This window comes from Paenibacillus prosopidis (genome assembly GCF_003337375.1).
Classification (GTDB): domain Bacteria; phylum Bacillota; class Bacilli; order Paenibacillales; family Paenibacillaceae; genus Pristimantibacillus; species Pristimantibacillus prosopidis.
In genome coordinates, this window is record NZ_QPJD01000001.1 from 449,248 (window position 1) to 467,277 (window position 18,030).

Annotated in this window: 13 protein-coding genes and 3 pseudogenes; 13 read left to right on the forward strand and 3 right to left on the reverse strand. The window is 45.8% G+C overall.

Annotation, left to right across the window (positions count from 1 at the left end):
- Positions 1-422 (reverse strand): annotated as a pseudogene (locus DFP97_RS30555) (GMC oxidoreductase); the annotation flags it as partial.
- Between the two features lie 270 nt (positions 423-692).
- Here DFP97_RS30555 and DFP97_RS01890 point away from each other — a divergent pair.
- From DFP97_RS01890 to DFP97_RS31320, 8 genes and pseudogenes are all read left to right on the forward strand, one after another.
- Positions 693-2,060: an ABC transporter substrate-binding protein gene (locus DFP97_RS01890; protein ID WP_114378262.1), complete on the forward strand. Its 1,368-nt coding sequence runs from the start codon at positions 693-695 to the stop codon at positions 2,058-2,060.
- Between the two features lie 86 nt (positions 2,061-2,146).
- The gene (locus tag DFP97_RS01895; protein WP_114378263.1) at positions 2,147-3,031 is read left to right on the forward strand and encodes a carbohydrate ABC transporter permease; all 885 of its coding nucleotides are present in this window, start codon (positions 2,147-2,149) and stop codon (positions 3,029-3,031) included.
- A complete protein-coding gene (locus tag DFP97_RS01900; RefSeq protein ID WP_114378264.1) occupies positions 3,024-3,842 on the forward strand; it encodes a carbohydrate ABC transporter permease in 819 nt (272 codons plus the stop codon). Before DFP97_RS01895 ends, DFP97_RS01900 begins: the two co-directional genes overlap by 8 nt.
- A gap of 176 nt (positions 3,843-4,018) precedes the next feature.
- Positions 4,019-5,338 (forward strand): ABC transporter substrate-binding protein, encoded by a 1,320-nt coding sequence (locus tag DFP97_RS01905; protein ID WP_245975826.1) that lies wholly within the window; start codon positions 4,019-4,021, stop codon positions 5,336-5,338.
- A 4-nt stretch (positions 5,339-5,342) separates the two neighbouring features.
- Positions 5,343-7,130: a sensor histidine kinase gene (locus DFP97_RS01910; RefSeq protein WP_245975828.1), complete on the forward strand. Its 1,788-nt coding sequence runs from the start codon at positions 5,343-5,345 to the stop codon at positions 7,128-7,130.
- On the forward strand, positions 7,105-8,721 hold the full coding sequence (locus DFP97_RS01915) for a response regulator (RefSeq protein WP_114378266.1): 1,617 nt from the start codon (positions 7,105-7,107) through the stop codon (positions 8,719-8,721). The genes DFP97_RS01910 and DFP97_RS01915 overlap by 26 nt, the downstream gene beginning before the upstream one ends.
- A 78-nt stretch (positions 8,722-8,799) precedes the next feature.
- A complete protein-coding gene (locus DFP97_RS01920) occupies positions 8,800-10,146 on the forward strand; it encodes a GntP family permease (RefSeq protein ID WP_114378267.1) in 1,347 nt (448 codons plus the stop codon).
- Between the two features lie 47 nt (positions 10,147-10,193).
- A pseudogene (locus tag DFP97_RS31320) lies at positions 10,194-10,328 on the forward strand (FGGY family carbohydrate kinase); the annotation flags it as partial.
- A gap of 47 nt (positions 10,329-10,375) precedes the next feature.
- On the opposite strand, the gene DFP97_RS30560 reads toward DFP97_RS31320, so the two are convergent.
- Together DFP97_RS30560 and DFP97_RS01925 are read right to left on the reverse strand one after the other, a co-directional pair.
- Entirely contained in the window at positions 10,376-10,522 is a 147-nt protein-coding gene (locus DFP97_RS30560; RefSeq protein WP_181873314.1) for a hypothetical protein, read from the reverse strand.
- A gap of 62 nt (positions 10,523-10,584) precedes the next feature.
- Positions 10,585-11,214, reverse strand: a complete 630-nt coding sequence (locus DFP97_RS01925; RefSeq protein WP_114378268.1) for a hypothetical protein — start codon at positions 11,212-11,214, stop codon at positions 10,585-10,587.
- A 289-nt stretch (positions 11,215-11,503) separates the two neighbouring features.
- On the opposite strand from DFP97_RS01925, the gene DFP97_RS01930 reads away from it, so the two are divergent.
- The 5 genes and pseudogenes from DFP97_RS01930 (at position 11,504) to brxF (ending at position 18,021) form a co-directional block, all read left to right on the forward strand.
- On the forward strand, positions 11,504-13,384 hold the full coding sequence (locus tag DFP97_RS01930) for a DUF2075 domain-containing protein (RefSeq protein ID WP_220271116.1): 1,881 nt from the start codon (positions 11,504-11,506) through the stop codon (positions 13,382-13,384).
- A gap of 12 nt (positions 13,385-13,396) precedes the next feature.
- Positions 13,397-13,723, forward strand: a complete 327-nt coding sequence (locus DFP97_RS01935; RefSeq protein WP_114378269.1) for a nucleoside triphosphate pyrophosphohydrolase — start codon at positions 13,397-13,399, stop codon at positions 13,721-13,723.
- Positions 13,716-16,132, forward strand: a pseudogene (locus DFP97_RS01940) (DEAD/DEAH box helicase family protein). The gene DFP97_RS01935 and the pseudogene DFP97_RS01940 overlap by 8 nt, the downstream one beginning before the upstream one ends.
- Before the next feature lie 19 nt (positions 16,133-16,151).
- Entirely contained in the window at positions 16,152-17,039 is an 888-nt protein-coding gene (locus DFP97_RS01945) for a glycerol kinase (protein WP_114378270.1), read from the forward strand.
- 526 nt (positions 17,040-17,565) lie between these two features.
- Complete coding sequence (brxF, locus tag DFP97_RS01950; protein ID WP_181873315.1) at positions 17,566-18,021, forward strand: BREX-3 system P-loop-containing protein BrxF; 456 nt, start codon at positions 17,566-17,568, stop codon at positions 18,019-18,021.
- The last annotated feature ends 9 nt before the right edge of the window (positions 18,022-18,030 follow it).

Here is an 18,030-nt window from a genome sequence, read left to right on the forward strand (position 1 = left end):
CGATTCATCATTGGAAGGTTGCGGCCATGCGTTGGCATTACAATGTTTCCTCTTTCAATAATGCCAATCCGCTTACCGTTGTTCCGCCACTGTTCACACAGTCTCCAGAGCATGGTTCCTCCTCCGGCACCTGTTCCTACAATTAAAACATCGTATTCGTTATCCGCCATAGCTTCCAATGGAGTCAGAGGAATCCAATTTTCGATATATTCTGATGGTGTGTGACAAATCGGAGGAATCGCTACTGGCCTCGTGTCCGATTCGGTGAAGACAGGAAGATATACCAGTTTTCCAGCAATGTACTGATCGGGATGTTCGATGAATGGATTATGTGTTAGGAGATTTTCTATCGGTATACGCTGTTGATCAGCAATGATTCGGAGTGTATCGTTGTTGCGAGCAACCCATATTTTCAATGCCATGACTTCACCCCTTTGCATCTAAATCCTAATTTAGTTTATGTAAGGGAGACTGAGAATTAGTCCGACAATTCATGTTAAAGCGGCGGGACGGTTCCCTGCCATCTGAAATTATGCAATGTTTGGAACACCTTTTAAGCGGCAGACTGCCGGCGAATAAATACCTTAACGTATAGTTATCGATGTTTAGTCTTCGTTATATAATCCGTCATCCTGAATCTGTATATTTGTATTGAAAGCGCATACAAAAAAGTTTATTCGGGAGGGTTAAGTATGAAAATGTTCAGAAAACGCTGGCTGGGCCAGGGATTAAGTATCGTGCTTGCTGCAACGATGCTGGCAGCATGCTCGAACGGCGGCGGGCAAACAAGCAATACGGCAGCGGGCAAAGAGAACACGCAGACAGATAAAGTGAATAACGCCGCGCCGGCCGCAAAACCGTTTGAAGGCAAGAGCATCACGTTAGTAACCGCGAACCACCCTTGGGGAGATGCGATTAAACCGTTCATTCCCGAGTTTGAGGCTGAGACGGGGATGAAAGTAAAAGTGGAAAGTTATTTTGAAGACCAGTTGACACAGAAGCTTACAGTCCAGTTCACCACGGGCTCCAATACGCCTGACGTGTTCATGTATCGTCCGCTCCAGGAGGGCAAGCTGTTTTTCAAAAACGGCTGGGTACATCCTTTGGATGAATACGTGAATAAAGATCCCGAATACGATTTCGCCGACTTGTCCAAATCTGCTGTCGGATCGGCGACCGTTGACGGAAAGGTGGCCGGCATTCCAATCATTACAGAGCAGGAAATCTTATACTACCGCAAGGATCTGCTGGAAGCGGCAGGGATAGCAGTACCGAAAACGATTGATGAATTGGTTGCGGCGGTTAAACAGCTTCATGACCCCGCTAAAGAAATGTACGGTTTCGTAGCCAGAGGACAGCGCTCGCCGCTTGTCACGCAAGTCTCCTCATTCTTATTTTCCGAAGGCGGAGATTTCACGAATGGAGACAAGGCGGCGATCAATACGCCGGAAGCGATTAAAGCTTTTACAACCTACGGTACCTTATTAAAGGATTACGGCCCTCCAGGCGTACTTAACATGTCATGGCCGCAAGCGATCGGCATTTTCGCGCAAGGCAAGGTAGCTTTCTACACGGACGCGAACTCGATTTATAAGAACGCAACGGACCCATCAAAGTCGCAAATTGCCGATAAAATAGGCTTTGCACCTTTCCCGGCCGGTTCGGCCGGCTCCAAACCGTATAACATTACCTCATGGGGACTGGCTATGAATGCAAATGCAGTCAACAAGGAAGCGGCATGGGCCTTCATAGAGTGGGCGACTGGCAAGGAGATGGTCTTGAAAACCCAGCAAGCAGGCAATCCCGGAGCCCGTTCTTCGGTATGGGATAACCCTGAGGGTACAACCGGATTTCCGGCCGAGCTGGTAGATGTCATCAAAGAAAGCGTGAAGGGCGGTGTCGACCATGACCGTCCGACCGTCATTAGCGTCGGTGAAGCACGCGATGCGGTAGGCGAGATCGTTCAGCAGATCATGACTGGAGAGAAGAACATTCAACCGGTTGCCGATAAAGCGAATGAAGCCTTGCAAGTGATCATCGATAACGAAAAAACAAAATAAAGGCGAGGACGGCCTTACCATCAAAAGGGTCATTCCGTGACCCTTTTGATGAATGATTTTGAACTGGGGGAAAAGGGGAGTTCCATATGCAGTACAACTGGTTTGACCGAAATTTGAAATGGATCTATACGATGCCTGCAGTGATATTCGTGCTCGTCATGATGGTATTCCCGATCCTGTATACCGTACGGATCAGTTTCTTTGAGTGGAGTATGTCAGCTATTACGCCTCCAAAGTGGGTGGGGCTCGACAACTACATGACGCTTTTGAAGGATACCCGGTTCTGGGGAGCGGTACGCTCCACGATGTTTTTTACGGTTGCGGCGCTTGCTGTTGAAGTCGTGTTAGGGGTTGCCATTGCCTTACTGCTTACCCGGGATTTTCGGGGCAAAAATGTGATGAAAACCATCTTCCTTCTGCCAATGGTGTCAACTCCGGTTGCGATGGGGCTCGTGTGGCAGTTGATTTATGAGCCGACAATCGGCGCGGCCAACATGCTATTGAAAGCGGTCGGACTGAAGCCGCAGCTGTGGCTCGCTTCCCCCGATCAGGCCATTTCATCGCTAATTATCGTTGATGTCTGGCAGTGGACGCCGATGATCGCTCTTATTGTCATGGCGGGGCTGGCTACAATTCCGACCGACCCCTATGAAGCGGCTGACGTCGACGGGGCCGGCAGATGGAGAAAGTTCATTTCGATTACGCTTCCGCTATTAAAGCCAACGATCATGGTTGCTGCGATGCTGCGCTTGATCGATGTGTTAAAAACATTTGATATTATTTATGCGACAACGCAGGGCGGTCCTAATCTAGCTACCGAGACGTTGAACATTTACGGTTATGTATTAGGTTTTCAATATTTTAAGCTGGGTATGGCTTCCTCGCTACTTGTCCTCTTCTTCGCGTTGGTCATGGGCCTGACGATCGTAATGATCTGGATGCGCAAAAGAATGGAGGGGCGCTATGAATAAGCATAAGAAGGCAGCAAATCTGATATTCGGCGGTTTAACCATTATGGTGCTGCTTTTATTCGCTTTTCCTTTCTTCTGGATGCTTCTGGCTTCCTTCAAAACGCAGGGGCAAATCATGTCGACGGATCAGTTGTTTATATTTAAGCCGACGATGGACAATTATACGGATGTATTCAAGGAATATGATTTTCTGAAATACATCTTCAATAGTTTCGTGGTCGCGCTAGGATCGACGCTGTTCGCCCTGCTGCTGGGGCTGCCGGCTGCTTACGCAATCGCCAGACATAACCTTCAAAAGCTGGGGCTTGTCATTCTCGTAGCCCGGATAATTCCGGGGATCACCTTCTTGATTCCCTGGTTTATTCTATTTTCAAAGCTTGAGCTGATAGACACATTCCCGTCTTTGATTCTCAGTCATATGCTCGTTGGACTGCCATTCATTATTTGGATCATGATTTCCTTCTTCGAAGCGCTTCCTACCGAAATCGAGGAATCGGGTCTGATTGACGGTTGTACGCGTCATCAAGTTTTTATGCGAATCATTTTACCGATTTCCGGCCCCGGTATCATTACGTCGTCCCTGCTTTCGTTCATTTTCTCATGGAATAACTTTATGTTTTCCATCATTCTTGCCGGTGATCAAACGAAGCCGCTTCCGGTGGCGGTGTTCAACTTCATGTCATATTCGGAAATCAACTGGGGCGGGCTAATGGCTGCTGCGTGTATCATCACCCTTCCCGTACTCATAATCGCGCTGCTTGCACAGCGTTATGTCGTCAGCGGTTTGGCGGCCGGCGCCGTGAAGGGCTAAAACGTCCTTTGAATTAAATAAGGTTGTCCCATTGGCATATTATTCCGCTGAAGGGACAACCTTCTTTTAGTTGCTTTACGAATGGTTATTGATGTTAAGTATTAGTTATGGCAGAACGACAAGGGTTCGGGTAATCTTATTATTATCGTTTTGCGACGCGGGCAAGGAGGACATCTATGAAGCGATTTCGCAAACTGTGTATGCTTACGGGAATCTGGACTCTATTGGTTTCCGTCTTGGCGACGGGGTGTACAGGCATTTCCTATTCCGGAGATAAAAATGGGGAGTTAGCGCAGCCATTTCTAGGTAAAACCATTACGCTGGTAACGGCCAATCATCCTTGGGCGGATGCGATCAGGCCGCTCCTTCCCGAATTTGAAGCCGCAACGGGCATGAACGTGATCATTCAAGGATTTTTCGAGGACCAGCTGACCCAGAAGCTTACGCTGCAGCTGACAACGGGATCCGCAACGCCCGATGTATTTATGTACCGCCCCTTGCAGGAAGGGAAGCTTTTTTATAAAAACGGTTGGCTCGAGCCGCTCGATGACTATGCTAGAGAGGACGCTGAGTACGCGTACGCCGATTTTTCAGGCGAAGCCATTCGCTCCGCAACCGTGGATGGAAAGCTTGCCGGTATTCCGGTCATTATGGAGCAGGAAATCTTATACTACCGGAAAGATCTTTTGAAGAAGGCTGGAATCCCGGTGCCGGATACGATCGAGGAGCTTATATCCGCTGTACGGAAGCTGCATGATCCGGACAACGGCGTTTACGGTTTTATCGCAAGGGGCCAGCGTTCCCCATTGGTCACTCAGGTTTCGTCTTTTCTGTATTCCGAGGGCGGCGATTTCACGAACGGACAGAAAGCGACCATTAATACACCGGAAGCGATGAGAGCTTTCAGCATATATGGAGGCCTTCTAAGAGATTACGGGCCTCCGGGCGTAATCAACATGTCCTGGCCGCAAGCGAGCGCATTTTTTGCCGAAGGCAAAGCCGCCTTTTATACGGATGCAAATTCAATCTATAAAAGCGCAATCGATCCGGCGCGTTCCAATATCTCCGAGCATATCGGATTTGCTTCCTTCCCTGCCGGTAGAAGCGGCACGAGGTTCTACAATATCACATCCTGGGGACTGGCCATGAATCCTAGAGCCGTCGACAAGGAAGCAGCGTGGGCTTTTATCCGGTGGGCGACTAGTAAGGAAATCGTACTTGAAACGCAGCGCAAAGGAAATCCCGGTGCCCGTTATTCCGTTTGGAACATGCCAGGGGGTACGGAAGGGTTCCCGAAAGAGATGGTCGAGGTTATCAAACAAGAAGGCGCAGGCGGTGTCGACCATGACCGTCCTACCGTCGTCAACGTGGCGGAGGCCCGGGAAACAGTCGGAGAAATCGTTCAACGGGTGATAACGGGTGATCCCGATCTTCAACAGGCGGCGGACAAAGCAAATGCCGCGCTGCAGGCGATATTGGATAAAGAAGCGGAATGAGAAGGTGATCGTCATACGTTACAGGATATCGATATTCGGCAAGATCATCATTACGATCATTCTGCTGCTTATTCCCGTTCTGTTCTTGTACAGCTACTCCAACCGGATTGCGGGCAGTGTAGTGGAGGAGCAGCTCCGCTCTTCCAATTTGAATGAATTATCGTTTTTCTTGAACCGGATGGATTCGAATATTGAAAATTTATCCCTATTTCCGGTTATCTTAAGCTACGACCCGCACATCCGGGATTTTATCGGAGGAACCGGCGAGGCGGCCGGCAATCTGTTAAAGGCACAATCCCGCATAACGGAGAAGTTGAGCCTTCAAAGCGTATCCAGCAGCTGGACCAATGATTTGACGATCGCAATGCCGGAAGGCAAGAAGGTGCTGTCCTCTAATATTTATGTTAACGGTATCGGGGCGTGGGATTGGGACGGTCCCATCCGGAAGACCTGGCTCTACGGTGAGGATTATTCCCGAGGCTCAACGGTCGGCACCTTTATCCGGGAGACTAGCGAACCCGCCAATGCGGCAACCGTAGGACAAGCTGATGCGGTATTTCAGGTCCGTTTCCCGGTGGAGACCATTACTGACCTGCTGGATATTTACCGGAAGGACAAGCTCAGTGATCCGTTCCTGTATCATCCGGATTACCGGCCTATTCGGAATAGCACGCCTGACTTGCTGATCGAAGAACAGATTATCCGGAATGTGTTGAACGGGTCCTTGACGGATGCAGGTCAGGAAACGACTGCAATCAACAATCAATCGTATTTGGTGAGCTATGTCAAATCACGCCAACTGGGCTGGTATTTGGTGGATTATGTTCCGGTCCAAAGGATCCTGTCTCCCATTACAACGGCACGCAATTGGTTCTACGGTTCAATCGCCTTTCTGCTTATGATCGGTGTAATGGCTTCGTTTCTGCTTTACCGTAACGTCCAGATTCCGATTCAAAAAATGATCAGAGGCGTGAAGCGGATGAGCCGGGGGGATTTATCCTCGCGCATTGAATATGAAGCAAAGAACGAATTTGATGATTTAATCAGGCCTTACAATGAAATGGCTGGCCGCATTCAGGTCTTGATCGAGGATGTTTATACGGAGAAGCTGCGGTCCCGCGAGGCAACGCTCAAGCAGCTGCAGTCTCAGATAAACCCGCATTTTCTGTATAATTCACTGTTCTTTGTTATCAATTCCGCCATGCTGGAGGATCGCGATGCGGTAATCGCAATGGCCGAAAACTTGGCTGAGTATTACCGGTACACTTCAAGGGTGGAGAATCAGCAGGTTACCCTTCGGGATGAGCTCGATTTGGTGCGTCACTACCTGAATATCCATCATTTGAGGATGCAGCGTCTGGCATTCACCATAACCGTCCCGGAAGAAATGATGGATGAGCCTGTACCGCGCCTCCTTCTTCAGCCATTGGTGGAGAATGCCATCGTTCACGGTATCGAGCATCAGGTGGAGGGCGGCATTATTACGATAACAGGCGAGCAGAATGACAGGTGGAACCGGATTACTATAGCCGATAATGGAGCGGGGCTGTCTGAGTCCAGGCTGCGCCAGCTGATGATTCAACTTAATGAACCGATGACCGATGAACTCGGATGCGGGACGTGGAACGTACACCGGCGTTTACAATATCAATTTGGCGAAGGCTCGGGATTATCATTCAGACATGCGCCAGGCGGAGGGCTGTCAGCCGTTCTGACATGGAACCGGACGAGCAGCTTTGCGAATACCAGGCTAGAGGAGGGAGACCATGACTCAACTATTGATCGTGGATGACGAGGCTCATGTCGTTGACCGGTTCTCCACCACAATCGACTGGAAGGCTATTGGCGTAGAGCAGGTTTTTAAGGCCTATTCCGGACTTGAGGCCCTCACGTTCCTCAGGCAATTTTCCATCGATATCGTTATCACCGATATTAAAATGCCAGGCATGTCGGGCTTGCAATTAATCGCGGAGATTCGCCGGCTCTGGCCCAAAACAAAATGTATATTATTGTCCGGGTACTCGGATTTCAATTACGCCAAAGAGGCGATTCTGTACCAGACCGAGGATTACTTGTTGAAACCGGTAAAGGAAGAGGATTTGCTGGCCACAGTCGAGCGGGTACTTGCAAAGCTGGAATTGGAATGGGAGGAAGTCATCTCTAATCAGAGGCTGACTTATACCTTTAAAGAAAATCTCCCTTTGCTGAGGACGAATTTGCTCCTTGAGCTGCTTCAGGGCCGAAGATTGGAGACAGCAGCCCTACATGACAAAATGAAGATGCTGGAGCTTTCCGATCACGAATGGCAATCTTTTTCGCTGATGGTAGTACGTTTGGACGAACTGTTTCTCCAGTCTGATCATCAAGATCTATCCTGGAAGGAATATGCAATCGGTAATATGGTCGAAGAACTGTTCGGCGGGCGTTATGTGATTTGGTATGCCAAGGATGCTCATGATTATCTCGTTTTTGCGATGACGGCGAAACGAAAGGCAGCCGAGGATAACGACACGGTTTGGTTCGAGCGTACTGCGGCTGCCCTGCAAACGGCGGTGGGCACGTATCTAAAGGGTAAAATCTCCGTCATGGTCTGTCATGACGGGCGTTTCCCTTATGATTTGGCAACGCTGTACAGCCGTTCGATTGGAGCATTCCGCAAACGGATCGGAAGTGAGCAGGGGCTGTTTATGCGGCTGGAAGACGATCGTTCGGAAGAGGGGATCGGGTCTCTGAAAAGCCTCTACGAACCGCCTTTATTGATTCATTTGCTCGAGGCAGCCAGGTGGAGAGACATCGACGAGAAGCTTCGGATGATCTTTGACGACATGGAGGATATGGAGCCCGGTTCGCAGGAGCATCTCCTTGAGATTTACTTCACGATCGCTTCCGCCTATTCGTATATAGCGCATAAAAACGGGAGGCATTTATCGGAATTGCTCGGGGCTGAGTACGGAAAAATGACCGAGGGTCTTCCGTTTCGTTCCGTGAATCAGCTTCGCGAATGGTCGCTCAGGACGCTGCACAGGATCCGCGAGGACATGGACCGCGAGACGAAGGATTCAAGGACGAGCCTGATCCAGGAAATCCATGCTTTTATTGAACAAAACGTTCAGCAGGATGTTTCATTGCAATCGATCGCCGGTCATGTGTATCTTCATCCGGTATATGTTTCGAAGGTGTATAAGCTGGAAACCGGAGAAAATTTAAGCGAATATGTCCAGCGTGTGCGCATGGACCAGGCGGAGTATCTTTTGAAGCATAGCACAGACAAAATTTTTGAAATCGCTGCAAGCCTTGGCTATCAGCGGCCGCATTCCTTTAACTATGCTTTCAAAAAGAAATTCGGCATGACCCCTCAGGAATACAGAGACCGATTCTCTTAAGACCATTTTGTATTGGCGGTATGCGGCTGTAATGGCCTGTACCTGTAAATAAATCATACTATATTGGGAGGTTTACTTGTGTTATTATTTATCGTTCTAGCAGCCATTACGGTGCTGCTGCTTCTTATCACGGTTGTTAAGCTGAATCCTTTTGTCGCCCTCATCGTCACGGCGATCGGTACCGGGCTTGCCGCCGGTATGCCTTTGTTCACTACCGAAGATCATACGGGTATCATTGATTCAATCAAAACGGGTATGGGCAATACGCTCGGTTTCCTAGCCGTCGTGCTTGCACTTGGCACCATGCTGGGTAAAATGATGGCGGAATCCGGAGGCGCTGAACGCATCGCCCGGACGCTAATCCGTCTCTTCGGCGAAAAAAATGTCCATTGGGCCATGATGTTCGTCGCATTTCTCGTCGGCATTCCGGTGTTTTTCCAAGTCGGCTTCGTTCTGCTCATTCCGCTTGTATTTACGATTGCCAGACAAACCGGCGTATCGCTTGTCAAAATCGGTGTGCCGCTAGTCGCGGGCTTATCGGTTGTGCATGGACTTGTTCCTCCTCATCCGGCTGCGATGGCAGCGGTGGGTATTTTCGACGCCGATGTTGGAAGAACCATTTTGTATGCCCTAATTGTCGGGCTTCCGACTGCTATTCTCGCAGGTCCGTTGTATGGGAATTGGATCGGCAACCGGATCCATAAGTCCGTCCCTAAGGAAATGGGTGATCAGCTTACGGAGAACGGTGATACGAATAAGCTGCCTGGTTTCTTCAATACGTTATTCACGATTCTGGTTCCTGTATTTCTCATGCTCATCGCCTCGATCGCGGATTTGGCTCTGGAGAAAGGCACAATCCTGTTTCAGGCATGCAAATTTGTCGGCGACCCGATCGTCGCGCTGCTTATCGCTACTATCTATTCCTTCTTCAGTCTTGGCTTCTTCCGCGGCATGAGCCGTGACCGTATTCTCAAATTTACGAATGATTGCTTGGCGCCTACGGCTACGATCCTGCTCGTTATCGGTGCCGGCGGCGCATTTAACCGGGTGCTGCTCGATTCGGGCATCGGTGATTATATCGCGGAGATTGCCACTGCCTCGAACCTATCGCCGATTCTTCTCGGCTGGGGAATCGCGGCCATGATCCGTGTCGCTACAGGCTCGGCCACCGTCTCGATGATGACGGCAGCAGGTATTGTCGCTCCAATCGCGGCCATTGTTCCGGGTGTAAATGTCGAGCTGCTTGTTCTAGCTACCGGCGCTGGTTCACTCATTTTATCCCATGTCAATGACTCCGGGTTTTGGCTTATTAAGGAATACTTCGGCATGACGGTCAAGGAAACGCTTATGACATGGACTGCCTTAGAGACGATTATTTCCGTTGCAGCGCTTGCGTTTATCCTTACGTTGGACTTATTTGTTTAATATCATTGCGGAGGCAGAAAGGATAGGATGCATGGTGGCTGGTAAATCCGCTCTCCAAATGCATCACTTGGGCGGATAATCGCAGTGCGGCCTGGATGGAGTGCATTAGAAACTAGATGAACGGACATCAGATTTACCTGCGTACCGGCACGCCGCTTCATCCGATGTCTCCGCTATCCAAAGATAAATAAAAAGAAGCGCCTTATATTAAAAATATAAGGGGCTTCTTTTACTTTCTTTTCACCTGTTTGCTTACTTCAAAGGCATCTTTAATGTACTTCTTCAATTCTTTAGAGCCTTTTCGAGGGCTTTTGAGGGAAGCGACTATTTTTTGAGAAGCTTTTACCCCCAATTTCCGTCCGTTCAGTTCTATCATGATCACCGCCCGATAATTGGGTTTACGCTTTAACTCAACGTAATTAGGTTTCAACCAACAAATTAAGAATGGAACGGACCGATATCTTTTATAATGACAAACTCCGGCTTCAGCAAATAATCAATGGGATAAATATCATTTCTAGAGGAAATTAAAGCTTTGAACAAAGCAATAGGCTTTCTATCTTCCTTATCGGTGTAGTGGTAACCAAGCTTCTCGGGCTCTTCAAGTTGAACAATAACGAAGGCGTCTTCTTGATTATTCAATTTATAAATGACATTATTCGATTGAAACACATTCTCCCAATGGTCTAATGTGATCAAATGAAACTCCGTACTTCGCCACTCTGTTCGAATAACCTTGAAAGCTTGATTTTTCATAAGATCAACAAATCGGTCAAGTTGGAGATTTAATTCAATTCCAGTAATATAACCGTCATCATCCATATCATTGCCATACTCTGTATCATATCCATTCTCATAATCAGCTTCGAATGTATGCGCAGCAACCGACATTTTATCAAGAGATGATGCAATATTTGGGTCTGTGAGATAAGGAATGCTAATTTGATGAATATTTATATGCTGTGCAAGCTCGTTTTCTGATTCTAAATTTTTTGTGGAAAATTCTGAAGGCTTTAAATAAATGTAGCCCATATCTGGATAAGAACCGTAGAAACAAGTTATTTTCATTTTGATCTCCCCCATAAAATGTAATATGTATAAGACGCAGCAACTGCCAAAAGGTTTCCTGTTGTAAAATGTAAACTCAGCTCTATTACGGGCTGAGTTTTTTCTTTGTATGCAAACAACCATTCCCTAACACGGATGCGTCTAACGATTTTTAGTTTTTTATTAATCCAATTGTATAGGTCTTCACCATCATTCCTCCTCAAAAAAGCCCATTTAAGCAGGACTCTTCACCTAATTTGTCGAATTATACCAAAACAATTCAAAAAATTATTTACAAGAAGGTGCCCTAGTGATCGTATATAGCAGTTCTGTTGCTGAATTTAAAGAGGCAGTCGATGATAATAAAATAGCAATTAATATTGAATCAGCGTTTAAAGAGAAACTAGGGAAGCGTCCGTCCGTATCGGAATGGCGTTCATGGAATAATTCTATGCAGTTTATGGAGCGTATTATTCGTAATTCGAAGGTTGCTGACGACTGTGGGGTTATGATTGAATATAATATTCCAGCTACAAGTAAACGAATAGACTTCATCATCGCTGGACAAGACGAGCAGCATAATAGAAATTTTATTATTGTAGAGCTAAAGCAGTGGGAAGAAGCATGGACCACCGATAAAGAGGATATTGTCAAAACCTCTATAAACGGTGCAATTAGAGAAACAACTCATCCATCCTATCAAGCATGGTCTTATAGACAGTTTATTGTTGATATGAATTCGGCTGTATATGATACAGATGTCACTGCACATTCTGTGGCATTCCTTCATAATTACCGCGAGAAAACACCGGAGCCGCTTAAAGCAGAGCAGTACGAGAAGACGATAATGGAAGCACCGTTATTCTTACAGCATGAGACAAGAAAACTACAAGAATTTATCTATAAATATGTGGGTAAAGGCAAAGGGCTGCAGCTCCTTTATGACATAGAGAATGGAAAAATTACACCATCTAAATCTCTAGTTGATCATATTAATGCTCTGTTTGAAGGTAACTCCGAATTTGTATTGCTTGATGAGCAAAAGATTGCCTATGAAACAATCGTATCGCTGGCAAAGAAACAGGACAAGAAGCGAACTATTATTATAAAAGGTGGTCCTGGTACAGGGAAGTCCGTTATATCTATGAATGCACTTGGAGGGCTATTGCGTAATAGCTTGAATACCAAATTTGTAGCACCTAACTCATCATTTCGTAACGTTATGATTGAGATGCTTACGAAGCAAAGTTCAAGGTCAAAGATGCGAACTAAAAGTTTGTTTATGGGTTCAGGAAGTTTTGTGGAAACGGAAGAGAATCAATTTGACGTACTTATTGTAGATGAAGCACACCGGCTTAAAGGAAAAGGCAGTTATATGTATATGGGTATTAATCAAGTTGAGGATATCGTAAAAAGCGCAAGGACCAGTGTGTTCTTTATTGATGATCATCAAAGAATTCGTCCAGATGATATAGGTACAATTGCAGAAATTAAACGAATAGCTAACAATCAAAATTGTGAAATTCATGAGTATACATTGCATGCACAATTCAGATGTGCAGGTGCAGAAGGGTATTTAAACTGGGTTGATGATTTATTGGGAATTCAGGAAACCGGTAATTATAACGGATGGGATAAGGACTCATTTGATTTTCGTGTGGTTGATTCACCACATCGGTTGTATGAGCTCATTAAGGATAAGCAAAGTAAAGGCCATAAAGCACGGATATTGGCGGGATATGCATGGGATTGGACTGCACCTAAGCAAGGAAATTCAAATGGACAGATCGAGGATGTTATCTTAGATGAGCATCAATTTAAAATGCCTTGGAACGGTTATGCAATCCGTGAATCATGGGCCATTCATCCCGATGGAATTGATCAGGTAGGCTGTGTTCATACAACACAAGGACTTGAATTCGACTATGTCGGCATTATTGTTGGAGACGATCTAAAGTACAATGCCGAAAGAGGAGAATTGTATTCAAATTATAATGACTATAAGGATAAAACCGGGAAAAAGGGGCTTAAGAATAGCCCTGACAAGCTCAATGCCCTTGTTAAAAACATTTATAAAATACTAATGTCCCGAGGAATGAAAGGCTGCTACATTTTCTGTAGGGACCAATCGCTTCAAAATTACGTAATGGAAAGACTCTCTCGAACGATGAAGAGTGAGAACACTCAATAGGAGGAGAAAAATATGCCTATATACAACAAACTTGTCCGCGATCGGATACCGGAAATTATAACGAAGCAAGGTTTGACTTTGACAACTAGAATCCTCGAAACTGACGAATATTTAACGGAGCTGCGGACTAAGCTGCAGGAGGAAACAAGCGAATTTCTGGCTGCTGAATCGAGTAGCGAAGCCATCGAAGAGCTAGCCGATATGCTGGAGGTTATTCATGCTCTTGCTGATGCGCACGGGGCGTCCGTCCAAGAGCTGGAGCGAATACGCGCAGAGAAAGCGGACAAGCGGGGAGGCTTTAAAGACGGGATCTATCTGATCGAGGTGGAAGATGCCTGATATTAAGCTTATTACAGAAAACCTTGCAGATGAACTAATCCCCAGCATTAAGAAGGCCTCGGGGATATACATATTAACGTCTTTCGTCATGGAATCCGGGGTCATACTGCTTGCTCCGCACCTGAAGGAAGCCTTGAATAGAGGAGCAGAGGTCAAGCTGCTTGCTGGCGATTATCTATTCGTATCTCAGCCGGAGGCGCTGCGCGCTTTACTTAACATTCATCCAAACATTGAAGCGAGATTATGGCGCAGCCGGGGCACATCCTTTCATCCAAAAGCCTACTTATTCGATTACAGCGACGGACAAGGGCTGTTCATAGTGGGCTCGTCCAATCTGTCTTTGTCTGCTTTTCGGATGGGTGTGGAATGGAATCTGGCCGTAAACGCTCAGGCTGAGCCTTTTACGTTCCAGCATGCGCTGGTGAATTTCATGAGGAATTTTTATCATGAATTTACCCAGCCGCTAAATGAAACGACCATTGCTTATTACGAAACGGCCTACAAAGCCTATCATCAGAAATATCCAGAACTTGTCCAGTCAATTACCGAGATGGAGGAATCGGAGCTTATGCTCCCTCAGAAGGAGTACAAGCAGGAGGATGCTTCACCTAATGAGAAGTCGGCCTTAAGAAAGGCCCAGCAAGGAGCGCTTGAAGCGCTCGATATCACGTATGCGGAAGGCTATGACAAGGCGATGGTCGTTATGGCGACAGGGCTCGGAAAGACGTACCTGGCCGGCTTTTTCGCCAAAGAAAGGTTTCAGCGTGTTCTGTTTGTTGCTCATAGGGAAGAAATTCTGAATCAAGCGATGCGCTCCTTCTTTCACATTATGCCGGACAAAACGGCTGGACTATATAATGGCTCTGACAAAGAAACCGGAACGGATTTCGTGTTCGCGTCCATTTACACCTTGAGCACGAAAATGCACCGTGAACGATTTGATCCAGAGGCCTTTGATCTTATCGTAATCGATGAATTTCACCATGCCGCAGCAAAATCGTACCAGACGGTATTGTCTTATTTTCATCCTAAATTTCTGCTAGGCATAACGGCTACGCCAGATCGTATGGACGGGAAAGATGTTTTTGCAATTTGCGATGGGAACGTAGCGTATCAGCTGCATTTTATCGAGGCGATCCAAAAGGGTTGGCTTTCTCCATTTCATTACTACGGCGTATATGACGAAACGGATTATACCCAGCTTACCTGGCTAGGGACGAAATATGATGAAGACGAACTTCTCGCGGTTCAGTTGCGTGAAGAGGTAGCCTTCAACATTTATGAAGCTTGGAATCGCCATAAGCAGACGCGAACAATTGGATTTTGCTCATCGATTATACAGGCAAATTTCCTGTCTGACTATTTTTCAAAGCAGGGCGTAGCAAGCCTGAGCTTGCACTCGGATACTCGTTCGATGACGAGACAGGAAGCGATTAGAAGGTTGGAAAGTGAAGAGCTTCAGATTATTTTCACAGTAGATCTATTCAATGAAGGCGTCGATATTCCAGCTGTCGATACGCTGCTGTTTGTAAGGCCGACTCAATCTCTTACGGTCTTTACGCAGCAGGTGGGGAGGGGGCTCCGGCTTCATGCTGGGAAACAGGCTTGCACGCTTATCGATCTGATTGGCAACTACCGAAATGCGGATATAAAGCTGAGTCTATTTGACACGGGAGCAAGAGATGAAGCCGCTGGAAAAAGAGAAAGCGTAACGCCAATCCCGCCGGCCGGCTGCATAATCGAGCTGGACATGAGCGTTATTGATATGCTCGAGGAGCTTGCCCGCAAGAAGCAACCGCGTAAGGATAAGCTGCGCAGCGTTTATTTAGAGGTAAAAGAAGAGCTCGGCCGCCGACCTCATTATTTGGAGCTCTATTTGCTAGGAAAAATGAGCAGCAAGGAGATCGTCAGGAATTCGGCTCATATGTCGGGTTTCTGTATTGGTGTAAGGAGCTGAACGAGTGTGAGGAAGCGGCTTATCTGCAATATGAGCGGTGGTTCAAAGAAGTGGAAAGCACGCTGATGGCCAAGAGCTATAAAATGGTTCTTTTGCTAGCAATGCTCGAAAGAGGAACTTCTAGATGGCATGCTCCTATTACTCCGCAAGAAGCAGCTCCTTTCTTCCATCGCTTCTTGACAGAGAAGGAATATCGGAGAAGGATCGATTTTTCGGATAAGAAGACGCTTCGATTAAAAGAGTATGACGAGCAGAAGGTGACAGCGTTAATTACGGATATGCCCATGAGTATGTGGAGCGGGAGCTCGAAGGGGCAGATTACGTTCGACAATGGGGAGTTTAAGCCTCAGTTAGAGATTCAGTCGGAACATGCCGAGCTTGTGCATGTATGGACGAGAGAGATTTGCGAGTATCGGCTGCATGGTTATTTTGAGAAGAAGGCTGAGATGTAGATAAAACATGGAGGGTCATATGAGCCAAAAGCAAATATCAACGACTGCTTTAGCGAGAGAATTAGGAATACAGCCGAAGCAACTTTTCCAAACTTTAACGGATGCTGGATGTATTCAAAGAGAAGATGAGGCTTGGGTGTTAACTAATAAAGGAACTGAATTGGGTGGAACAACGAAGAGCCATCCTCAACACGGAACCTATATAGCATGGGATGACAATATAAAAAAATTTCTGTCTGAGCAAGGAGGGGCCGAAAAGCTAATAAGTGCAGTTGCACTTGGTAAGCATTTTAATATTTCCAAATTCAGAGTTAATCCCATTCTTTCTGAGCTTGGTATGGTTCAAAAAAGCGTTAAAGGTTGGATTGTGACGAAGCTGGGAGAAAGCTTGGGTGGCAAACAATTTGAATTTGAGCAAACCGGCATCCCTTACGTATCCTGGGAATCAAGCATACTTACAAATAAAAGACTACTCGAAACCTTTCAGTCCGTTCAAGGAGTACCGGCAGAGGAAGCTAAAGAGGAAGAAAAACAACAACCTTCAATGATCAATTTTCGTGATAAATTTGAAGCCAAGCATCGTGCAGCTGATGGGCACTATGTTCGTTCTCGTGCAGAAATGTTAATTGATAATTGGCTATACATGTCGGAGATCGTCCATGCATATGAAAGGAGACTACCTGTGGAGGAAGAGGTCTATTGTGATTTTTATCTTCCTGTTGGAAAGGTTTATATTGAGTTTTGGGGCTTGGAGAACGATGGAAAATATGTTGAACGGAAAAAAGAAAAACTAAAGGTTTACACAAAATACGGCTTTAACCTAATTGAACTTGTTGATAGTGATATCCAAAATCTTGACGATCTTCTACCAAAGAAGCTGTTGAAATTCGGGATTCAAGCCTATTAAGAACAAGCTTAAACGGTAATACTTTTGAAATAGCCAATCTAATAGAGGCAGAAGTGCTTCAGCCGAAATTGCCTAGTCCGTACCAGGGTGCTTCCCTTACGTAAAAAATGCTTTCGACATTTGCTGGCAAAAGATCATCTCCTCTTGATAATTAGATTGAGCTACAAGATACGGTAAGCAATAGAGTTTGCCTAAAGATCTATTATGGTTATCAAAGGTATAATATAGATTTCATGTTTGATAGTTTACGTATAAATTAGGTTCTTGAAATCAAAAGATTGTGAAAACAGAAATGCAAATAGGTCTAAATCAGGATTTATACAAAAAAATAAAGAATAACTAATAATCAATAAATAAGGACTATAAATCTTGGACTATAAGGAAAAACAAGGTTAACTCGATGTTGATCTATTTAATGAGGGGTAGAACGTACTTTCGGTGACAGCTACTTGTCATAATGATAGGCTATAATGGTGAGAGCACATCAATCAGAAATTGTACAGGTAGACAAAGGTGGGACACATCGTTGAGTAATAAAATTAAACGTTTACAATCCGAAATTTCGAGTATTCGGAATAAGAGATATAAATTACTATTTCTAATTTCAGAAGAATCAAATCAGTCAAGTATAATAAATGATCTGAAGAGAGATGGTATGTCGATTATTAATATTAACCTATATTTATCAGATCGATTAAGATTAATCTCTTCAGACAAACGTCCGTATGAGGTGGTAAAATGGCTAAGGAAGGCAATCAACGATCAAAAAAATGACGTTGTCTTTCTACACAATATTGAGTATTTATTTGATCCTGAGCTAAAACAAAATCCAGTTAAGTTACTGGAAGCACTGAGTGGGAATACTGTATTAATGGTCTTATGGCCAGGTAAAGAGGAGCATGGAGTGCTTAATTATGCAACTCCTGAACACCCCGAATATTATCGAAATGATGAATATAGTAATTGTATATTTACCTATTAAACATGGAGG